The organism is Cohnella sp. LGH (assembly GCF_017671885.1).
Classification (GTDB): Bacteria; Bacillota; Bacilli; order Paenibacillales; family Paenibacillaceae; genus Cohnella; species Cohnella phaseoli.
On sequence record NZ_CP072117.1, the window covers coordinates 4,104,188 to 4,123,870 of the forward strand.

General features: G+C 57.6%; 16 protein-coding genes. All 16 read right to left on the reverse strand.

All coding sequences use genetic code 11. From position 1 onward, the window contains the following. Nucleotides 1–3: 3 nt before the first annotated feature. The 16 genes from spoVE to J4772_RS17780 all read right to left on the reverse strand — a co-directional run bounded on the left by spoVE (nucleotide 4) and on the right by J4772_RS17780 (nucleotide 19,670). A complete protein-coding gene (gene spoVE / locus J4772_RS17705; RefSeq protein ID WP_116063448.1) occupies nucleotides 4–1,101 on the reverse strand; it encodes a stage V sporulation protein E in 1,098 nt (365 codons plus the stop codon). A 45-nt stretch (nucleotides 1,102–1,146) separates the two neighbouring features. Beyond that, nucleotides 1,147–2,592, reverse strand: a complete 1,446-nt coding sequence (murD, locus tag J4772_RS17710; RefSeq protein WP_116063449.1) for a UDP-N-acetylmuramoyl-L-alanine--D-glutamate ligase — start codon at nucleotides 2,590–2,592, stop codon at nucleotides 1,147–1,149. A gap of 16 nt (nucleotides 2,593–2,608) precedes the next feature. Then, a complete protein-coding gene (gene mraY / locus J4772_RS17715; protein WP_209076442.1) occupies nucleotides 2,609–3,571 on the reverse strand; it encodes a phospho-N-acetylmuramoyl-pentapeptide-transferase in 963 nt (320 codons plus the stop codon). A 4-nt stretch (nucleotides 3,572–3,575) separates the two neighbouring features. Then, complete coding sequence (gene murF, locus J4772_RS17720) at nucleotides 3,576–4,991, reverse strand: UDP-N-acetylmuramoyl-tripeptide--D-alanyl-D-alanine ligase (protein ID WP_209076444.1); 1,416 nt, start codon at nucleotides 4,989–4,991, stop codon at nucleotides 3,576–3,578. Further along, entirely contained in the window at nucleotides 4,988–6,475 is a 1,488-nt protein-coding gene (locus J4772_RS17725; RefSeq protein ID WP_209076446.1) for a UDP-N-acetylmuramoyl-L-alanyl-D-glutamate--2,6-diaminopimelate ligase, read from the reverse strand. Before J4772_RS17725 ends, murF begins: the two co-directional genes overlap by 4 nt. Nucleotides 6,476–6,569: 94 nt before the next feature. Beyond that, nucleotides 6,570–8,498, reverse strand: a complete 1,929-nt coding sequence (locus J4772_RS17730) for a stage V sporulation protein D (protein ID WP_209077229.1) — start codon at nucleotides 8,496–8,498, stop codon at nucleotides 6,570–6,572. 84 nt (nucleotides 8,499–8,582) lie between these two features. Further along, complete coding sequence (locus tag J4772_RS17735; RefSeq protein WP_247741132.1) at nucleotides 8,583–10,925, reverse strand: penicillin-binding transpeptidase domain-containing protein; 2,343 nt, start codon at nucleotides 10,923–10,925, stop codon at nucleotides 8,583–8,585. A 22-nt stretch (nucleotides 10,926–10,947) separates the two neighbouring features. Continuing rightward, on the reverse strand, nucleotides 10,948–11,355 hold the full coding sequence (locus tag J4772_RS17740) for a cell division protein FtsL (protein ID WP_116063454.1): 408 nt from the start codon (nucleotides 11,353–11,355) through the stop codon (nucleotides 10,948–10,950). Nucleotides 11,356–11,419: 64 nt separating this feature from the next. Beyond that, nucleotides 11,420–12,376: a 16S rRNA (cytosine(1402)-N(4))-methyltransferase RsmH gene (gene rsmH, locus J4772_RS17745; protein WP_209076448.1), complete on the reverse strand. Its 957-nt coding sequence runs from the start codon at nucleotides 12,374–12,376 to the stop codon at nucleotides 11,420–11,422. An 80-nt stretch (nucleotides 12,377–12,456) separates the two neighbouring features. Continuing rightward, entirely contained in the window at nucleotides 12,457–12,894 is a 438-nt protein-coding gene (mraZ, locus tag J4772_RS17750; RefSeq protein ID WP_209076449.1) for a division/cell wall cluster transcriptional repressor MraZ, read from the reverse strand. 138 nt (nucleotides 12,895–13,032) lie between these two features. After that, entirely contained in the window at nucleotides 13,033–14,172 is a 1,140-nt protein-coding gene (locus tag J4772_RS17755; RefSeq protein WP_209076451.1) for a DUF4349 domain-containing protein, read from the reverse strand. A 312-nt stretch (nucleotides 14,173–14,484) separates the two neighbouring features. Beyond that, the gene (locus J4772_RS17760) at nucleotides 14,485–15,747 is read right to left on the reverse strand and encodes an adenosylhomocysteinase (protein WP_116063458.1); all 1,263 of its coding nucleotides are present in this window, start codon (nucleotides 15,745–15,747) and stop codon (nucleotides 14,485–14,487) included. Nucleotides 15,748–15,775: 28 nt separating this feature from the next. Further along, nucleotides 15,776–17,416, reverse strand: coding sequence for a bacillithiol biosynthesis cysteine-adding enzyme BshC (gene bshC / locus J4772_RS17765; RefSeq protein ID WP_209076453.1), 1,641 nt, complete (start codon nucleotides 17,414–17,416; stop codon nucleotides 15,776–15,778). 162 nt (nucleotides 17,417–17,578) lie between these two features. After that, on the reverse strand, nucleotides 17,579–17,974 hold the full coding sequence (locus tag J4772_RS17770) for a DUF3397 domain-containing protein (RefSeq protein WP_116063460.1): 396 nt from the start codon (nucleotides 17,972–17,974) through the stop codon (nucleotides 17,579–17,581). Between the two features lie 20 nt (nucleotides 17,975–17,994). Beyond that, nucleotides 17,995–18,912, reverse strand: a complete 918-nt coding sequence (locus J4772_RS17775) for a ketopantoate reductase family protein (RefSeq protein WP_209076455.1) — start codon at nucleotides 18,910–18,912, stop codon at nucleotides 17,995–17,997. A 116-nt stretch (nucleotides 18,913–19,028) separates the two neighbouring features. Next, the gene (locus J4772_RS17780; RefSeq protein ID WP_209076456.1) at nucleotides 19,029–19,670 is read right to left on the reverse strand and encodes an RsfA family transcriptional regulator; all 642 of its coding nucleotides are present in this window, start codon (nucleotides 19,668–19,670) and stop codon (nucleotides 19,029–19,031) included. Nucleotides 19,671–19,683 lie beyond the last annotated feature (13 nt).

The following is a 19,683-nucleotide window of genomic DNA, read 5'->3' on the forward strand; positions in this document are numbered from 1 at the left end:
CTTTCACCTCGAATAACGGGATAAATTAAGTAAAATTCCGAGCGCCGTCAGCAGCAGCGTAAGCGACGAGCCTCCGTAGCTGACGAGCGGCAGCGTAACGCCGGTAATCGGCAGCAAGCCGATGACGACGCCGATGTTAATGAGCACCTGCACCGCGAAAATGCCGACGATGCCCGTAGCCAGCAAGCTTCCGAACGGGTCGGTCAGCGTAATGGCCGTTCTCATCCCCCGCCAGATGAGCAGCAGGAACAATAAAATAAGCAGCGAGCCTCCGATAAAACCGAGCTCTTCGGCCAAAATCGAAAATATAAAGTCCGTCTGCGGTTCGGGCAAATAGTTATATTTCTGGCGGCTCATCCCGAGCCCGAGCCCGACCAGGCCGCCCGGCCCGATCGCGTACAGCGACTGAATCGATTGATAGCCCGCTCCTTGCGGATCCTGCCACGGATCGAGAAAAGCGGTAATCCGCTGCAGCCGGTAGGGAGCGGCCAAGATCAGCCCCACCAGGCCGGCCACGCCGATCATGGCGAGGCCGGCCAGATGGGACAATCTCGCCCCGGCGACATAGATGGCCAGCAACGCGGCCCCGATCATGACGGTGCCCGTTCCGAGATCGGGCTGCAGCATAATGAGCGCGAACGCCGCCCCCAGAATGCCGAGAGGCGGCAGCAGCCCTTTCGTAAAATCGGTAATTTGATTTTGCCTCTCGGACAGCAGCTTGGCAATAAACAAAATCATCGCAAGCTTCATAAATTCAGAAGGCTGGATGCCGAACGAGCCGATGCCGAGCCAGCTTCGCGCGCCTCCGCGCACAACACCGACTCCCGGCACGAGTACGATGATAAGCAGACCAAAGCAGATCAGCAGCGCGGGCGCCGCCCACTTGCGCCAGAACGTATACTCTACATTCATCGTTACGAACATGGAAGCTATGCCGAGCACGGCAAAGAGCAGCTGCCTTTTTACATAGTAATACGAATCCCCGTAGTCATGAAAAGCCGCCACAGCGCTGGCGCTATACACCATCACGACACCGATGGCCAGTATGCCTAACGTTGCGGCGATCATCCATACATCTGGAACGGAGCGGGACTTGGCCATGAACCGGACACCTCGCGATTTGCAAGAGTGGGGACGAGCCCCCTCTTACAGCGTATGCGCCGATTGCTTAAAAATGCGGCCCCGATCCTCGTAGGAAGAAAACATGTCCCAGCTTGCGCAGGCCGGCGACAGGAGCACAATGTCTCCCGGCTCGGCCATGGCTGCAGCTTCCTGTACGGCTCTTCGGAGCGTTTGCTCGGCGTCCTCTACAGGTTCGACGATTTTCACATCCGTTAAACCGGCCAGCCCGGCAACGCGCGCAAGCTTCTCCCTTGTCTCGCCAAGCGTCGCCAATCCCTTCACCCGGTCGCGGAAAATCGGCAGCAGCTCCATGTAGTCGGAGCCGCGATCCAGACCGCCCGCGATCAGAATAAGCGGCGACGACAGAGACAGAATCGACATCGTCGTCGCCATCGGGTTCGTCGCCTTCGAGTCGTTATAATACTTTACGCCGCCGAACGTGCCGACGTATTCGAGACGATGCTCCACGCCGCGGAAAGCGCGCAGCGGCTCCACGAGCCGCTCCGGCTCGGCGCCGGCCGCCAGTGCGATAGCAATCGCCGCCAACGCGTTAGCCGCGTTATGCCGTCCCGGAATGCCCAGCTCGGCAACGCGCAGGATGCGCCGTTCCGTGCCGTTGCCGTCCCGACTGACGATCCAACGCTCGGCATCCTCTTCGTCTTCGGCTTCATCCTCCGCCGGACGAATGGCCGCATACGGCGGATCGATCATCACGCCTGCCTTGAGCGTTCTCGTAACGGAGAACGGGAAGGCGCGGCCCTTGAAGGAAGCCGCCAGGCGCCGACAGGTCTCGTCATCCTCGTTGTAGACGGAAATATCGTCAGCGGTTTGATTTTCGAACAATTTCGCCTTGGAGTCGACATAGTCTTCCATCGAGCCGTGATAGTCCAGATGCGTCTCAGCCACGTTCAGCAGGCAGGCGATACGAGGCCGAAAATCGGTTGTGCCTTTCAGTTGAAAGCTGCTTAGCTCGGCAACCAGCCAGCCGTCCGGCTCGACCTCCAGCGACGCCTCGCTAAGCGGGCGTCCGATGTTGCCGGCTATGAGCGGCTTAAGGCCCGCCTCTTCGAGCAGCACGCCGGTCAGCGTCGTCGTTGTCGTCTTGCCATTGGAGCCGGTAATGCCTACAATCGGCGCAGGCGACAGTTGCCCCGCCACCTCCACCTCGCTTACCACCTCCACGCCAAGCCGGAGCGCTTCGACAATCGGCGGCGCGGTGTACGGAATGCCCGGATTTTTGACAAGCAGCGCCGTTGACTCCGTTACGAGCCCGTCCGGATGATGCCCGCACACAACAGAAATGCCCAAAGCCGTCAATTCGTCGGCTTCGGGGCATTGATCCCGCTCCTTCTTATCGTTCACAACGACGTTGGCGCCGACGTCGTGGAACAGTTTGGCGGCGGCTACGCCGCTTCTCGCCAGACCGAGGACGACGACTTGCCGTCCGCGGTAATTAGTCAGCTGCATCATTCGCGTTAAAACTCCTTTAGCTCGCTTTGAACAACAATAGTCCGGCGCCCGCCAACAGCAGTCCGACAAACCAGAAGGTTGTCACGACGCGCCATTCGGACCAGCCCGACAGTTCGAAATGGTGATGAATCGGGCTCATTTTAAATACCCGCTTGCCTCTCGTCTTAAACGAAGTGACTTGAATAATGACGGACAGCATCTCAAGCACGAACACGCCTCCGATCACGACGAGCAGCAGCTCCGTCTTCGTCAAAATCGCGATTCCCGCAATGCCTCCGCCCAAGCCTAACGATCCCGTGTCTCCCATAAAAATTTTGGCGGGATGCGCGTTGTAGACGAGGAAGCCGAGCACCGCTCCGACAACCGCGGCGCTGAACACCGCCGATTGAGGCTGAGCCGCCTCCACGGCCACGACGGCGAACGCCCCGAATGCGAGGGCGCTTGTCCCGGCCAGCAGTCCGTCCAAGCCGTCCGTGAAATTGACGGCATTGGTCGCGCCGAGGAACATAACGACTACCAATAAATAGTATGCCCAGCCGAAGTCCAAAGACCAATCTGTGCCGGGAACGCTCACGACGGTGCTGTGGCCCATATCGATCAAGATCCAACAGAAGATGGCGGAAAACAGCAATTGGCCAAGCAGCTTTTGTTTCGCGGTTAAACCCAGCGACCTTTTAAGAGCGATTTTGATGTAATCGTCGAGAAAACCGATCAGGCCAAAGCCTAAGCAAGCGACGATCAGCGCCCAATACTGAGGGCCGCGATCGGCAAAGCGAAGGAACGCGATCGTGAGCGCAACTAGAATAATGATGCCGCCCATCGTCGGCGTTCCCGATTTTTTCAAGTGGGACTCGGGTCCGTCGGTGCGAACCTGCTGTCCGAATTTCAGTCTGCGCAAAAGCGGAATGAACAGAGGTCCGATCAGCACCGCCAGCACAAAGGATACGCCTAACGTCCATAATACCGATGTGTAGTCCATGCCGTCACTGTCCGCCCCCTCTTTGCAGCGTCGTTACGATTTCTTCCATTTTCATGCCCCTCGATGCTTTGACGAGCACTAAATCGTCCGGAGAAAGCGCGGTGAGCAGACACTCGCCAAGAGCTTTCTTGTCGTCGAAATAGAGAACGTCTTGATCTTCAAATTTTGTGCGCGCTTCCTCGTAAATTTGCTTGGATCGCGGTCCGTACAGCAGCGCCCGATCCACCTTGGCGCGATCCAGGTAGCGCCCGATGTCGCCGTGCAGCTCCAGTTCGCCGTCGCCGAGCTCCAGCATATCGCCAAGCACGACCCATTTGCGGCGATAGCCGGACAGCTCCGCCACCAGATCGATTGCCGCCCTGACCGACGTCGGGCTGGCGTTGTAGGCGTCGTTGAGAATGACCGCCCCGTTCCAGGCGGCGCTCCGCTCGATGCGCATCCCCGTCAGCTTGGTCATCTTAAGCCCTTCGCCGATCGCTTCCGCGGACAGGCCCAGCAAGCGGCCCACGGCTACCGCGGCCAGCGCGTTTACCGCATTATGCCGCCCGGGGATCGGCAGCTCGAATGCCGTCTCCAGCTCGCCCGTCGCCGTAAACCGCGTTCCCTCCGCCGTCACGCGTACGTAGCGCGCGACCCAATCGCTGCCGGCGTTCTCGCCGAACGTAATCAGCTTCTTCCCTTCGGTTACAGGCCGCTCCGCCAGCGCTTCCGCAAGCAGCGGCTCGTCGCCGCAATAAACAAGCGCGCCGCCCGGCTTCAGCCCTTCGGCGATTTCCAGCTTCGCCTGGGCGATCCCTCGCCGCGAGCCGAGCTGAAGTAAATGCGACTCGCCGATATTCGTAATCACCGCGATGTCCGGACTGGCTAACCGGGTGAGCAGCGAAATTTCCCCAAAGCCGCTCATCCCCATCTCCAGTACAAGCGCTTCGGTATTCGCCGGCGCACTTAGAATCGTAAGCGGAAGCCCGATATGATTATTGTAATTGCCTTCGGTTTTATGTACAAGAAACGATGTCGCCAATACGGACGCAATCAGGTCCTTGGTCGTTGTCTTGCCGTTGCTGCCGGTGATCGCCACCACTTTCGCGGCAGTAAGCCGCTCGCTTAAATAAGCCGAAGCCAGCCGCTGCAGCGCCTCCAGCGTGTCCGGCACGAGAATGAGCGGAAGATCCAAGCCTTCCGGCTGCGGAACCGCAGCGTCCCACAGCGCGGCTGCCGCCCCCGCCTCGCTTGCCGTAATGATATAATCATGTCCGTCGAACCGTTCTCCCCTCAAAGGAACGAACAACTGCCCCGGACGAATGCTGCGCGTATCGGTCGATACGCCGGACAGGAGCTGCTCCTCGCCAACGGCCGTATCGCCGACAATCTCCAACGCGCCGACCCAATCGGCCGTTTGCCGAACTGTTGCCTGCATCACCGCATCCGACTCCTTATCGCTTCTTTCGCCACAAGGCGATCGTCGAAATCGTGCGTTTCCCGACCGATGATCTGGTAAGTCTCATGGCCTTTCCCCGCAATCAATACTACATCGCCGGGGCTTGCCCGATCAACCGCTTTTTCGATCGCCGCGCGCCGATTGGGCTCTAGCTCATAGCTCGCAGCCGCAACGCCCGCTTCCTTTAGCCCCGCTTCGATGTCTCGCAGAATGAGATTCGGGTCCTCCGTACGGGGGTTATCGCTCGTCACGATAATGTCGTCGGCCAGCTCTGCCGCAATTCGTCCCATGATCGGGCGCTTCTTGGCGTCGCGGTCGCCGCCGCAGCCGAAGACGCAGATGATCTTTCCCGTCGCAAGCTCCTTCACCGTGTTCAGCACATTTTCGAGTCCGTCGGGCGTATGCGCATAATCGACGATGACGGCGTACAGTTGTCCGGCGTCAACCGGCTCCACGCGTCCGGGAACGCCCGCAATGCTCTCCAGGCTGTTGACGGCCGCATCCAGGCCGATTCCTTCGCACAGAGCTGCTGCCAGCGCCGCAAGCGCGTTATATACATTAAACTTGCCGACGAGCTTCAGATTCACCGGCCGACTGCCGAAAGGAGAATCGAGACGGAAAGACGTGCCCGCAGCGGTTATCGCGACATGGGAAGCGCGCAGGTCGGCCTCGTTCTCAATACCGTACGTCAGCACCTCTGCGGAGGTCAACTGGGCGAAGCGGGCCGATGCACTGTCGTCGGCGTTCAGCACCGCAAATTTGCGTTCGCCGGCATCGTCGGAGTACACATTGCCGAGCCGCGAGAAAAACAGCCCCTTGGCCGCTTCGTACGCCTCCATCGTGCCGTGGTAATCGAGATGGTCCTGCGTCAGGTTGGTGAAGATCGCCGTCCGGAAATCGCAGCCTCGCACACGGCCCTGGTGAAGCGCGTGCGAGGACACTTCCATAACGCAGCGCTGCGTGCCGGCTTCAACCATGCCATGCAATATCTTCTGCAATTCCAGCACGTCTGGCGTCGTTCCCGACATCGGGAAGCTCCGGCCCGCGTAGCGGGTCTCGATCGTACCGATCACGCCGGCAGAGACGCCCGCGTCCGCCCATATGCGCTCGATCAAATATGTCGTCGTCGTCTTGCCGTTCGTGCCCGTCACGCCTACAGGCTTCAGCTTATGGGAAGGACGACCGTAATAATAGTCGGAGATTTGAGCCAGGGCGCGCCGGGTATCCGGCACGATTAGCTGCGGCGCGGCGACCGGCAGCTCGCGCGAGACGACAAGCGCCGCCGCTCCCTGCGCCAGCGCCAGTTCGGCGTAATCGTGTCCGTCCACCGTATGGCCGGGAAGACAGAAGAAGAGACAGCCCGGCCCCGCCTTGCGAGAGTCGGCCTCCAGGCTCCGAATGTCGACGGAATCGTCGCCGATGATCCGGGCAAGCAGCAATTGTTGAGAGAGTTCGAGCAGTTTCATTGGAAATAGGCCTCCTGACGGCCTGATAGGGCCGATATAGCGTACAATCATTATGGTCCAACGAGCGGTCTTCATTCAAGAGGATGAGCAAAGTTTAATCCGCCGCACCGAGATAAATTCGGATAACCGACCCTTGCTCCACCCTTGCTCCGGCAGCGGGAGCTTGTCGCACGACCGTCGATCCGCTGCCCGAAGCCGACAGCTGAAAATTCGAATTCATATCCTCGTAAATGTCGGACACCGTCTTGCCGACGAGATTCGGCACGGTTACGGTGCGCGGCTCGCCATACTTGTATTCCTTCTCTACCTGATTGCTGCGCGGCTCGACCCCCAGATAAGGCAGGGCGTCCGCCATAATATTGCGAACGATCGGCGCCGCAACGACGCCGCCGAACTGAATGCCCTGCGGATTGTCTACGGCGACGTAGACAATCAACTGCGGATCGTCGGCGGGAGCGAAGCCGATGAACGATACGATGTGCTCGTTCTTGGAATAGCGACCGCCCACCACCTTCTGCGCCGTTCCCGTTTTGCCTCCGACCCGGTAGCCGTTCAGGAAGGCTTTCCCCCCCGTCCCTTGCGCAACCACCTTCTCCAGCGCCTCGCGCACCTTCTTGGACGTTTCCTCCGAGACGACCTGCCGAACGAGCTCCGGCTTCGTCTCCTCGAGAAGAATGCCGGTCTCCGGCTGGATCCACGACTTGGAAACGAAAGGCTTATATAGCTTGCCTCCGTTAATCGCCGCCGACACGGCGGCGATCTGCTGAATCGGCGTCACCGACACGCCTTGGCCGAACGAAGTCGTCGCGAGCTCGACCGGCCCGACCTGCTTAAGCTTAAACAAAATTCCGGTCGCTTCCCCTTGCAGATCGATGCCCGTCTTTGCTCCGAAGCCGAAATCTTTAATGTACGAAAACAGCTTCTCCTTGCCCAGGCGGTTGCCCAGCGTAACAAAGCCGGGGTTGCAGGAGTTTTCCACGACCTCGAGAAACGTCTGGCTGCCGTGGCCGCCAGGCTTCCAGCATCTCAGCTTCGCGCCGGCCACTTCGATGTAGCCCGGATCGTAAAAGCGCTCGTGCTCCAGATTCACCTTCTTCTCCTCAAGCGCGGCGGAGAGCGTAATGATTTTGAAGGTAGAGCCCGGCTCGTACGTCATCCAGATCGGCAAATTCCGGTTGTAGACCTCCGCCGGAACCTCCTGGTAGTTGGCGGGCTCGAACGTGGGCCGGCTGCCCATCGCGTACACTTCGCCCGTATTCGGATTCATCGCGATGGCGATGACGCCGTCCGGCTGATACTGCAGCACCGCCTGATCCAGCTCTCGCTCCACGACCGACTGGATCGTCTGATCGATCGTCAGCTGCAGCGTAAGCCCGTCCTGCGGCGGCACGTATTGATCCGAAGACTGCGGCATCTTGCGCCCGGCGGCGTCCGATAAATAGGAGACGCTCCCTCTCAGCCCCGTCAGGCGCTGGTCGTATTTCAGTTCAAGGCCGGTCAACCCCTGATTATAGCTGCCCGTAAAACCAAGCACATGGGAGGCCAAGCTGGCGTATGGATAATAACGCTTGTTGTCTTCCGTCACCACGATGCCGGGCAGACCGAGATTGCGAATTTCCTGCGCCTTCTCCGTCGTCATTTTCCGCCCTCCGGGCTTCAGTTCGACGCTCGAGGCCCGTTTGGACAATTTCTCGAACAGCTGATCTTCAGTCATGCCCAACGGCCCGGCCAACAATCTAGCCGTCGTACGCTTGTCCTTGATCTGCACCGGGACGGCGTAGATCGTCGGGGAGCTGACGTTATAGGCAAGCCGGACTCCGTTGCGGTCCACGATCTCGCCGCGCTTCGCCTCGAACGGAATGTTCCGCCGCCAGGACTCCTCGGCTTTCTTCGCAATCTCGTCGCCGGCCCACAGCTGTACGTAGCCGAGTCTGATGACAAGCGCGGCAAAAGCGAACACGGCGAACACAAGCGCAATATACAGTCGTTTGCGGACTGTCACCTGCGATATCTTTTTCACGATAAAACCCCCTTACCCGGGAACGTCTGCAAGGCTTTCGCCTTGTTCCAGACTATTCCGTGGACAAGAGGGTTAGAACAAGCCCCGTCATTCGGCGCCGGCTTCCTCTGTTTGCGAATCCGCAGCGGACGAGGCTTGGTCGCCCGCCTCCGTATTCTCCCCTTCGGCTGTATTCGTGTCGGAAGGAGCGGGCTGATCCTGGGCGGCAAGCGTCAAACGCAGCGTCCAGCGGTCGCCCTCCTTCTCCGCCTTCTGCGAGACGACGTAACCTTCCCCTTCGACTTTGGCGGTCACCTGGAGCAGCGTGCACATTTCCAGCGCGTCGCGCAACGACAGGCCGGTCAGATCGGGAACGTTGCCCGGCTTCGTATCCGTCAACAAGTAAATGCGTTGGGTAGCCGGCAGAACGCTGCCGCCCTTCGGCAGCTGCTGCAGCACCTTGGTCCCCTTGCCGAGCACGCCGTACGGAAATTTGCTTTGTCCCAGCCTATCGCGCGCCTGAGCGACCGTCATCTCCGTCACGTCCGGAACGGTTGCCGTCAACACCGTCTTCTTACCCCCATTTGTAGACGACACGCCGGCTCCGGCGGCCTCGGCATTTTCCCGGTCCTGCTCGTTCAGCTTAGGCTCAATTCCAAGCTTCTGCAGCGATTTGATCATAATTTCCTTGAAAATCGGACCGGCAACCGAGCCGCCGCCGGCATTGTCGATCTGCGGCTCGTCGACGAGAACGTACAGCACAACCTTCGGGTTTTCGACCGGCGCATAGCCGATAAACGAGACGACGTATTTGTTCTTGGCGTAGCCGCCGGCTTCGCCTCGCGAAACCTTCTGCGCCGTCCCCGTCTTGCCGGCGATCCGGTAGCCCGGCGTATAGACGATCCGCCCCGTTCCGTCCTTCAAGTCGCTGACGACCTGTTCCAAATACAATCCTACCTGACTCGAGGTTTCCGGAGAGATGACTTGACGCACGAGCTTGGGCTCCGTTACGACTTTCTCGCCCGTATTCGGGTCGCTGATCGATTTCACCAGATGCGGCTGCAGCAATTTGCCTCCGTTAGCGACGGCCGCAACTGCAGCCACCTGCTGAATCGGCGTAACCAATACTTTGCCCTGCCCGAAAGTCGCCGTGGCGACCTCCGAAGGCCAGTCGAGACTGAAGGGCCTCGACACCTCATTCGGCAGCTCGATGCCTGTCTTCTGTCCGAAACCGAAATCATTAATGTATTTGACTAACCGCTCCTTGCCCAACATCTGGTAACCAAGCTTAACGAAAGCCACGTTACTGGAGTGCTTAAGACCTTCAAGATATGTGATCATGCCGTTTTCGCCCCAGCCAATCCCGTTGTTGTGGTCTTTGATCGGCTTGTCCTTCTCGCTGTATTTGATCGAGCCCGATTTATAATAAGCGTTCGGATCAAACAGCCCTTCCTCGACCGCTCCGGCCAGCGTCACGATCTTAAAGGTCGAGCCTGGCTCATACAGCGATTGAATCGCGTTATTGCGGAAAGCGGACAAATCCTCCGCCTTATCCCAGTACAAATTCGGATTAAAATCGGGCAAGCTCGCCATCCCGAGAATTTCCATCGTATTCGGGTCTGCGGCAATCGCCGTCATACTGATCGGCTTATATTTGTCATAGGCCGTCCTCAAAGCTTCTTCGATATAGAACTGGATATCCTCGTCGATCGTCAGCGTCACATCCTTGCCATCGAGCGGCTGCTTGTAATCAACCTTCCCGTTCGGCAGCTGCATCCTCGCGCCGTCTTTCTGATACTTGATATAGCCTTCGGAGCCGCTGAGCTCCTCGTTCAGCTTCTTCTCCAATCCGAGAACCGCCACGCCTTCCTTGTCCTCGTAGCCGAGAATATGCGAGGCCAACTCATCTTTCGGATAATAGCGCTTCTTCTCTTCCATAAAATAGAGCCCGACATCCGTCTTGATGCCCGTTATATTGCGCAGCTCGTCTCGAAACGCGTCGAGCCGATCTTTGAGCTTCTTGTCGACCTTCCAGCCGTACGGACGAATTTCCCGCTGGTCGCGATACTCTCCGTTGTCCTTCTGGGAAGTGATCGCCTTCCTCAATTCGTCCTCGGGCGCGCCGAGCACGTTGTGCAGCTTCGAGACGATGCGATCCGCCATCCGCCATTGCGGATGCTCCTGCTCGAACTTGGCGATCAGTTTCGGATTCACCGCAATCGTGTAGGCTGCCGCATCGGCGGCCAACACCCTTCCATCGCGATCGAGAATCCTCCCGCGCTCCTGCTTAAGCGTCTCGCTCGCATTCCACGCCTTCATCGCCTCTCCTGCCCAGAAATCGGCCTTAACGACTTGAACCCAATATACTTTTCCAATCAAACCGACAAAAAGGAGGGTGAATACCCCTCCCGCCAGCAACGTTCTTAGCTTGATTCTTTTAGCCATTGTCATATTTTTGTCCTCCGCGGTCCGCTTAAGGCTTGATCGCGACATTGTTCCGATCGACTTTGGAAGCTTCGATACTCTCTCCCGTCACGGGAACGTAACCCAGTTCCGAAGCTCTCTTCCGGATCGCGCCGGGATCGCTCAGTCGCTCCACTTCCCTCTGCAGCTCCTTCGTCTGCTCCGTTGCCACGTTATACGCTTTAGTCGTCGTTTGCAGTTGACCGTTGATTTGATAGATTTGCGCATAACGGAAAATGATCCATCCCGCGACGAATGCGACCGCCGCAACCGTAAACAGATAGAGCAACTTCTCTCTGATCGGCAATTGACGGCGACGGGGAGATCTTCCGGGAGGAATCTGGGTGCGTGGACTTTGCTTAACCTTCTGTTCTTCTACGCGCTCCGGACGAAGCGCCAAGTTGCCGTAGTAAGCCATATGGTTTCGGTGCCCCTCTCAGAATAATCTCTAAAAAAATAAATGATGTATATATTAAGCCCGGTTATCCGAGCTTTTCAGCGACTCTTAGTTTGGAAGAACGGGCTCGCGGATTCGCTTCGAGCTCTTCCTGCGAAGGCAGGATCGGCTTGCGCGGCGTCAGTCTGAGCCGCCCGTCGCCTCCTCCGCAGACGCATATCGGGAAATCGGGCGGGCAACTGCAGCTGGCGACCTCCTTGGTGAATGCCAACTTGCAGATACGGTCCTCAAGCGAGTGGAAGGTGATGACCGCGATGCGTCCTCCGGGAGCGAGGCAATCGATCGATTGCGCCAACGCCTCCTCGAAAGCGCCCAACTCGTCGTTCACCGCGATTCGCAGCGCCTGAAACGAGCGTTTGGCAGGATGAGGTCCCGTACGGCGCGTCGCTGCGGGAATCGAATTCTTGACAATCTCCGCGAGCTGGCCCGTCGTCTCAATCGGCGACTTCTCCCTGAGCTTAACGAGGTTGGCCGCAATTTTGCGGGCGAACTTCTCCTCTCCGTAATCTCTGAGAATATCGGCAATATCGCGTTCGTCCCACTCGTTAACGATCTCTCTGGCCGTTAACGGCTGTTCCCGATCCATGCGCATGTCCAGTTCAGCGTCATGATTGTAGCTGAAGCCGCGATCGGCTTCGTCGAGCTGCGGGCTGGATACGCCCAGATCGAACAAGATGCCGTCGACCTGCGGCACGCCGTCCCGTTCGGGAACTCCGGCGCGCTTCAGCTCCGTCTTCAGGTGCCGGAAGTTGCTCTTCACCAATGTTACGACTTCTCCGTATGAGGCCAGCTTTAACCGCGCGTTAGCCAGGGCGGCTTCGTCCTGGTCGAACGCGATCAGTCGGCCTTGCGGACCGAGCTGCGAAGCGATCAGCCCGCTATGCCCGGCGCCGCCGAGCGTACAATCGACATAGATGCCGTCCGGACGCACCTTCAGCGCCTCGACGGATTGTTCCTTCAATACGGTTACATGGTGAAACATAGCTGCTGCCTCCCGGCGCCCTGCATGGGAACCGTCTTTCTTGTTTATGTATGGTTAAAGAGGTTGTAAACGATGGAAGTCTAAAAGTTAAAATCGAAATCGACCAGCTTCTCCGCAATCTCGTTAAACGATTCGGCGGATTGGCGGGAATATTCCTCCCACGCCGACTTATCCCAAATTTCCACGCGACTGGATACGCCAATTACAGTGCAATCCTTGTCCAGCTTGGCATATTCTCGCAAATGATTCGGTACGTTTACCCTGCCCTGTTTGTCCAATTCGCATTCCGAAGCGCCTGAGAACAGAAGACGGGAAAACGCACGCGCATTGGCCGCCATAGAAGGCAGAGTCTTGATTTTCTCTTCAAGCTGCGTCCATTCTTCGCGGGGGTAGACGAACAGACAGTTGTCCAGTCCGCGGGTAACGATAAAGTCGGTGCCGAGAGCTTCGCGGAATTTCGCCGGGATAATGATTCTTCCCTTGTCGTCAATCGTATGCTGAAATTCCCCTAAAAACATAAGCTCTCCACACCTCCCCCATTCTCCACCACTTCGTGCTACTTTCCACCACTTTAAACCACTCTGAATGATTATTCGCGTCTCAAAATAAAAATCCTGCCTTGAAGGCAGGATTTTAATAAAAAATATTTTACGAGATTAACGATTCTCGTCTTGCGAGCTTGCATCATTCGTTTCCGTCGCGGTTCCGTTCTCTGAAGCGGCCTCCTCGTCAGACTCCATAGCTTCGCCGCTCTCCTGGCGCTCTCGATTCCAGGCCTTGCGTTTCTCCAGGGAGGCTTTGCGTCGCGCCGCGCCGCGCTTGCGGACAATATAATACGTCGGAATCCCTAGAACGGCAACAACGATGAGCACAGGCAGCATCGCCGCCAGCACGACTAGCAGCCCTTCGCCGAACTGCCTAAGCACGTTTGCGCTGCCGCTTAGCGCATCCGAAATCCGATCCTCGAAGTCCTTCTCCTTCTTCTCTTCCTTCCGGATCTCCTCCGTATCCGACTGATACAACCGCAGGTTCACCGTCGAGAAGGCGACGTTCTGATCGAGATAGCGCATCCGCCCCTTGATCTGCTCGATCGTCTCCTGCACCTGCGCCAACGGGTTCGCAAACTTGACCAGGTCGTCGGTTTTCGTCGCCTTATTCATAAAGTCGAGATAACGAGCTTCCAGCGTCTGCTGCGTCTTCAGCCTGGCTTCGAGATCGACGAACTCCTCGGTGACGTCGCTGCCCTGCACTTCGCGCTCGAACTTCAAATTGTCGATCTGCTGCATCTTCTCCAGAAATGAAGAAAAACCCGTTGAAGGCACCTTGATCACAAAATTCGCTCCAACCTCGTTCGCATTGCGACTATCGGAAAATTGCAGCACATACGCGCCGCTCAGATGAATTTGATTCATCAGTTGTTCCTCTGCCGCTCGGAACTCCTTTACCTTCATGACCAATTCCGCACGATAGATGACTTTGCGATCATAGCCCGCATTGGCGTCCGCAATCGGACCGATGCCTCCCCCGGAGTAAGACGAAGCCCCCCCGCTTCCGGCCTGCGATGCTGAAGTTGTCTGAACGGCAGCCGAAGGCGCGGCTGCGGGGGCAGCCTCTTTCGACATGGTCAGCGATTCCATTTCAGGCGCGGCTGCGGATTGATCCGCGGTAGACATCTTAGACTTGCTCACCGAGTCCTTCGACGAGCTGCTGCACGCGGCAAGTCCCGCTGCCAGCAGCAGCGCAGCCATGACCAGCAGTAGTCCTTTGCTCCACACGCCAATCCGATTCCCCTTCATTCAAATCTCCCCTTTTTGTTTGTCTGGATAATGGATAGACGTGAACAAAAAGGAAAATGTTGCCGCGAAACCCGCAAAATTAAAAAGAGGCTGTCCCATAAGTAAGGTCGTACAAGATAATCGATCAAGAAAAAAGTGCATATATCTCCTGGAATACCTCATACGGTCCTGAAATCACCCCTTAACGGGATTACCCATTCAGGTTCCAGGATCGTATAGCATCGGAAGGAGAGATATGCACGATAGCATTCTCTATCGATTATCTTTTTGTACGACTTTTTTTACTTATGGGGCAGCCTCTTCGACCTCGAATTAGTGAGCGGTCCAGCTCTCCAAATATGCCTTTTGCTCTTCGGACAGCGTGTCGATGCCGATGCCGAGCGATTCCAGCTTCGTGCGAGCGACTCGTTCGTCCAGCTCGTACGGCACGTTGATGACCTGACTGCCGATATTCTCGTAATTCTCGTTTACATAGCGCAAAGCCATCGCCTGCAGCGCGAACGTCATATCCATAATTTCCGCAGGATGTCCGTCGCCTGCCGCCAGATTGACTAAGCGTCCTTCGGCAAGCACGTAAATTTTGCGCCCGTCCTTAAGCGTGTACTCCTCGATGTTGCGGCGTACGATGCGTTTGGATACCGACAGCTCGGCCAGCTCCACCAAATTAACTTCAATGTCAAAGTGGCCCGCATTGGACAAAATCGCGCCATCCTTCATGTTCGCGATATGATCGCCGCGAATGACGTCCTTGTTGCCCGTCACCGTTACGAAGAAATCGCCGACCTTGGCCGCATCGGCCATCGACATGACCGCAAAGCCGTCCATGTAAGCTTCAACCGCGCGAATCGCATCGACCTCGGTAACGACTACGTTCGCTCCGAGACCTTTCGCCCGCATCGCCACGCCTTTGCCGCACCAGCCGTAGCCGTTGACGACGACCGTCTTGCCGGCGACGACCAGGTTGGTCGTCCGGTTGATGCCGTCCCATACCGACTGTCCCGTGCCGTAACGGTTATCGAACAAATATTTGCAATATGCGTCGTTAACGGCGACCATCGGAAACTTAAGCGAGCCGTCCTTTTCCATCGCCTTCAGGCGCAAAATGCCGGTCGTCGTCTCCTCCGCCCCGCCGCGAACTTGCGCGAGCAGGTCCTGACGCTCCGAATGAAGGATCGATACGAGATCGCCGCCGTCGTCGATAATGAGGTCTGGCTTCGTCTCCAGCGTCTTGACCATCAAATCTTTATATTCCTGCGGATCGGGATTGTATTTGGCATATACCGCGATACCGTCCTCGACGAGCGCCGCGCATACGTCGTCCTGCGTAGACAGCGGATTGCTGCCGGTAATCACGACTTCCGCGCCTCCCGCTTGCACGACTTTAGCGAGATAAGCCGTCTTCGCTTCAAGATGAAGGGAGATCGCGACGCGCAGCCCCTTAAACGGCTGATCGCGCTCGAACTCCTCGCGAATCCGGTTTAATACCGGCATATGCGCCTGCACCCAGTCGATCTTAAGCTTGCCTTCCGGCGCGAGCGAAGGATCGCGCACAATGCTTTTCAAAGCGGTTTTCATAGGCCAAATTCCTCCATCGTTCTGTTAATTATACGTTTTGCAAACCGTCTACGAGACGGTGGCCGCCGATCGCTTCGAAGGGAACGTCGTGCCATAGGGAAAGCCAGCTTGGACCGTAGCGGTTCCAGAAATGAACCGTCCCGTAAACCCTCTCCTGCGGTTTCGCGAGCGGGGAGAGCGATTGCCTGATCCGGTCCCATTGCCGCAGCGACGATTCGTGCCGCTTGGCGATGGCGTCGGCGGATCTTGCTTCCAGATACGAGATCTGCTCCAGAATGCGGTCTCGATTGCCGTCCGCAAGCCGAGTAAGTCCCGGCTGCAGCCCGGATACCGTCTTCATAATCGGCTCGTACAGGACAAGAAACTGCTCCTTGACCTGGCGGAACTGTTCATCCAGCTTCCATTCGTCCTGCTTGCCCAGCCATTCGGCGCGCAGCGTCTCCCAGTCCTCGATCGCTTGCTTGACGGTAAGCGAATATTTGTCCAATAAGCCCGCCACCGTCGGCTCGATATAGGTAAACGATTGACGGGGCAGCACGATCGGCATCTTCATGCCAAATTCTCGGAACGAGGGCCCCAGAATGGCCCAGTAGGCGATTTCCGCCGGTCCCAGCACAGTCGCCAGCACCGGGAGCAAATAATCCTGCATAAGCGGGCGGGTGAGCGCGTTCGTGCTCAGCAGATCGGGGCGTCGATCGGTAAGCTCCAACATCTCTTCGCGAGAATGGGAGACAATTCCTCGGCGATCGATGAAACGGCCTTCGTCTTTATGAAGCAGCAGCCTGCCCTGCTCATGATGAAGAAATAAGTTCGCGCTGCCCGGAGCGGTCTCCGCCTGCAGCTTAAAGCCTTGCTCCAGCACCCGCCCCTCTCCGGCCTTAAGCGCCGTCTCGAGGTCGTCGCTGCGAGCGATCAGTTCGCGGAACATCGGTCCTTCAAGCGCGCGAAGATTCGGATCGTCGGCATCCAGCAGCAGCAGTCCCTGCTTGCCGAACCAGTCCGCCAGCAGCCGCGCGAAAGCGAGGCTTAGCGACGGGGCGTCCGACACATGGCTCTGCAGCCGCTCCAACACTTGGGGCTTAAACTCCGAGTCCGGCAGCTGGGCGGCCAGTTCTTGAAGCGCCGCGGACCACATCTCCCCCGACAAAGGCGTCCGGCTGACCGCAAGTCGCGGTCCTTCCGGACGCTCGATACGAATGCGCCTTGCCTCTCCGCCGGGGGACTGCACGTTCACATGGTTCGCCTCGTCGAAATCGTGATCCTCTCCGGCGATCCAGAACACAGGTACGACCGGCCGCGACAATCTGCGCTCCGCATCCCGCGCCGCTTGAATGACGGACAGCGCCTTGTAATAAATCAGGAGCGAGCCGCCGAACAGGCCTGCCTGCTGGCCTCCGACAACGACCAGCGCGCCTTCGCGCAGCTTATCCAGCGACTTCTCCGTCTCTGCGCAGCTCGGAAGCTGACTGTGATAAGCTTGAATCGCTTCGGCCACTCGCCGGAGCTCGGCCCGCTTGTCGGTCGTATCGTCCAGGTAGGCCGCCCGGCTCTCCCACGAACGCTCCTCCGCAGGATGGCTGCCGAGCAGCTCCAACACTTGCAAATCTCCCAATCTATAACGCTCTGCCAATGACGAACGATTAGAATCCGTATAAGATGTAATATTCAAAGGGAACTTTCCCCCCGATCTGTCGTTGTGCTATCCAAAATCGATTGTACACAACAGCAGTCGGATCGTCAAAAGATTTGCGTCAAACGAAGGCGACGTTCGCGCTAGATCATATATACGCCCTGCATCCTTCTCGCGTTCGGGCTGACGCACAGCCGTGCCTCAATCCGACGCAATCGGAAAAACAATCGCTAGCAGCATCAAGATGATATAAAGCACGGACAGGCCGAAAAAGCTCAGTCTCCAGACCGCCCGCAGCAGCTTCCGCGGATCGACCTTGCCCCGGGCCCTGTTCTGCGCGTTGCCGATCAAACCGCCGCCGACCAACATGACGAGAAGCAGAAAAAACGGTCCGAAGCTCGTCCCCAGCCGATCGTTCAGCAGAGACGCGACGCAACCGAACAGAAACGCCGTCGTAACGTCCATCGACAATTGGATCGCGCTCTTCTTGTCGTTGCCCCTGATCGTCATGATGACGTAAACGAGTATAAACGGAATAATCGGCACCGTAGCCAAAAAAGCATATGATTGGACAAGTGCGTTCCAGATGGAGCCCATACGTCACCTCGTATCGTAGTTCATTTCAGCGCTTTGACAAGCGCCGTCGCCATACGATTCCATGGCGCGTCCAAACCTTTCCCGATCGCCATGCGTACGATCATCCCGTTGATCGCTTCAACCTCGGTTTCCCTGCCCGCCTCAACGTCCTGGAGCATGGAAGAGCGATTGCCGGCCGTCGCTTCGCCAACTCGCAAAATCGCGTTCCACAGATCGGCGGCCTCCCCTTCGAGGCCGTAAGCGCCGAGCACATCGTGCGTCTCCCGAAACAAAGCCCGCGCCAGTTCAAGCCGATCCGGCGAATTCGCAATTTCGCCGTTCGGGATGCGCAGAATCGCCGTAAGCGGATTGATGACCGCATTGATCAGCAGCTTGCGCATCATTTCGTTATTCAACTGTTTCGACAGAAAAACGGAAAATCCTCCCTCCGTCAGCATTCGTTCGACAGCTTGCAGCCGCTCCCGTCGAGTATGCCCGTCGTCGCCCAGACGGATATCTCCGCTTCCGGTATGCCGTACGCGCGCTCCGTTTACTCTCAGAGCGCCTTCGGTCGTCACCGCCGCGACGATTTCCCTGTCCGGCAGCGCGTCCCGCAGCGCTTCGATGTGACCGATCCCGTTCTGGAACGCAACGACCGTACCGCCAGGCGCTACAAGCTCGAATAGACGCGCCAAAAACCTCTCCGCAAGAGCCGTCTGCTTAACCGCCAAAAGCACGATGCCGTCTATCGGCTCGGCGTTCTCCCAAGCGCACGCGAAGGCAGGCAGCAACCTTTCCCCGCCGCCCGTCTCTTCTAGCGCCAAGCCCTCAGCATTCAGCCGCTCCGCCTGTTCCCGCGTTCTCGTCCATACGACGCATTCGCGCCCCGCAGCATACAGTTTTCCGGCAAGCAGCAGCCCTAGCGAACCTCCGCCCAGCACAACCGTTTTTTCGTCCATCTTCTCGCTCCGTCCCCGCTTGTCCCGCGCGTCCCTATAACCAAATGAATATATTCTCTTAAAGATACCAAAGCAAAACCCGCAGGGATAGCCCTGCGGGTTCGATCGCATACTGCCTATTCGATTCGTTCGAGATTTCCGTTGGCGTCCATCTTGAACTTTGCCCGTTCCTCTTCGGCCTCTTCTGTCAGAAAGGCCAGCTTGCGCGCCCTGTCCATAATGCGGATCAGCGCTTTGTAATCGTCGTTGACGACCTGATAGTCCGTTTGCACCTCGTTGACTTCCTTCGATAGCCGTTCGTTCGTCTCGCTCAAGCCGGCGATTCTTTCTTCCTTCTCCTTGAGCTCCTTCTCGAGATGGCGAATTTGCTTGCTCATCTCCTGAACGGTATTCTTCCATTGGCGCAAATAACGAATGATCGATTCAAGCGACAGCGATTCCGCCGATAGCAGCTCTTGCTTGCCGCTTTCACCTTCATCCACGTTAAGCCTTTCAGATCCGGAAAGCGAAATCCCCTGCTTTTTGAGATAATTCCGTTTCTGGCGCTGTTGCTTGGCTAGTCCGATCGCTTCGTTGTATCTTTTGCGCACGCAGCTGTTCCAACGAAACCCGCAAGCCGCGGAAGTACGGGCGATTCGTTGCCCCACTTCCTCGAAAGCGGACAGTTGCGTACTGCCCTCGCGAATATGGCGCAGCGTAACCTCCGCCAATATCAGGTCGTCATCGGGACTCCATGCGTCTTGTCTCGCAGCCGTCATGTTGCCCTTCCCT

Excerpts from the sequence above, each read along its gene's own strand:
- spoVE (WP_116063448.1), bottom strand. The coding sequence starts at position 1,101 with ATGGCCAAGTCCCGCTCCGTTCCAGATGTATGGATGATCGCCGCAACG.
- murD (WP_116063449.1), bottom strand. The coding sequence starts at position 2,592 with ATGATGCAGCTGACTAATTACCGCGGACGGCAAGTCGTCGTCCTCGGT.
- mraY (WP_209076442.1), bottom strand. The coding sequence starts at position 3,571 with ATGGACTACACATCGGTATTATGGACGTTAGGCGTATCCTTTGTGCTG.
- J4772_RS17725 (WP_209076446.1), bottom strand. The coding sequence starts at position 6,475 with ATGAAACTGCTCGAACTCTCTCAACAATTGCTGCTTGCCCGGATCATC.
- J4772_RS17735 (WP_247741132.1), bottom strand. The coding sequence starts at position 10,925 with ATGACAATGGCTAAAAGAATCAAGCTAAGAACGTTGCTGGCGGGAGGG.
- J4772_RS17740 (WP_116063454.1), bottom strand. The coding sequence starts at position 11,355 with ATGGCTTACTACGGCAACTTGGCGCTTCGTCCGGAGCGCGTAGAAGAA.
- rsmH (WP_209076448.1), bottom strand. The coding sequence starts at position 12,376 with ATGTTTCACCATGTAACCGTATTGAAGGAACAATCCGTCGAGGCGCTG.
- mraZ (WP_209076449.1), bottom strand. The coding sequence starts at position 12,894 with ATGTTTTTAGGGGAATTTCAGCATACGATTGACGACAAGGGAAGAATC.
- J4772_RS17755 (WP_209076451.1), bottom strand. The coding sequence starts at position 14,172 with ATGAAGGGGAATCGGATTGGCGTGTGGAGCAAAGGACTACTGCTGGTC.
- J4772_RS17760 (WP_116063458.1), bottom strand. The coding sequence starts at position 15,747 with ATGAAAACCGCTTTGAAAAGCATTGTGCGCGATCCTTCGCTCGCGCCG.
- J4772_RS17770 (WP_116063460.1), bottom strand. The coding sequence starts at position 17,974 with ATGGGCTCCATCTGGAACGCACTTGTCCAATCATATGCTTTTTTGGCT.
- J4772_RS17775 (WP_209076455.1), bottom strand. The coding sequence starts at position 18,912 with ATGGACGAAAAAACGGTTGTGCTGGGCGGAGGTTCGCTAGGGCTGCTG.
- J4772_RS17780 (WP_209076456.1), bottom strand. The coding sequence starts at position 19,670 with ATGACGGCTGCGAGACAAGACGCATGGAGTCCCGATGACGACCTGATA.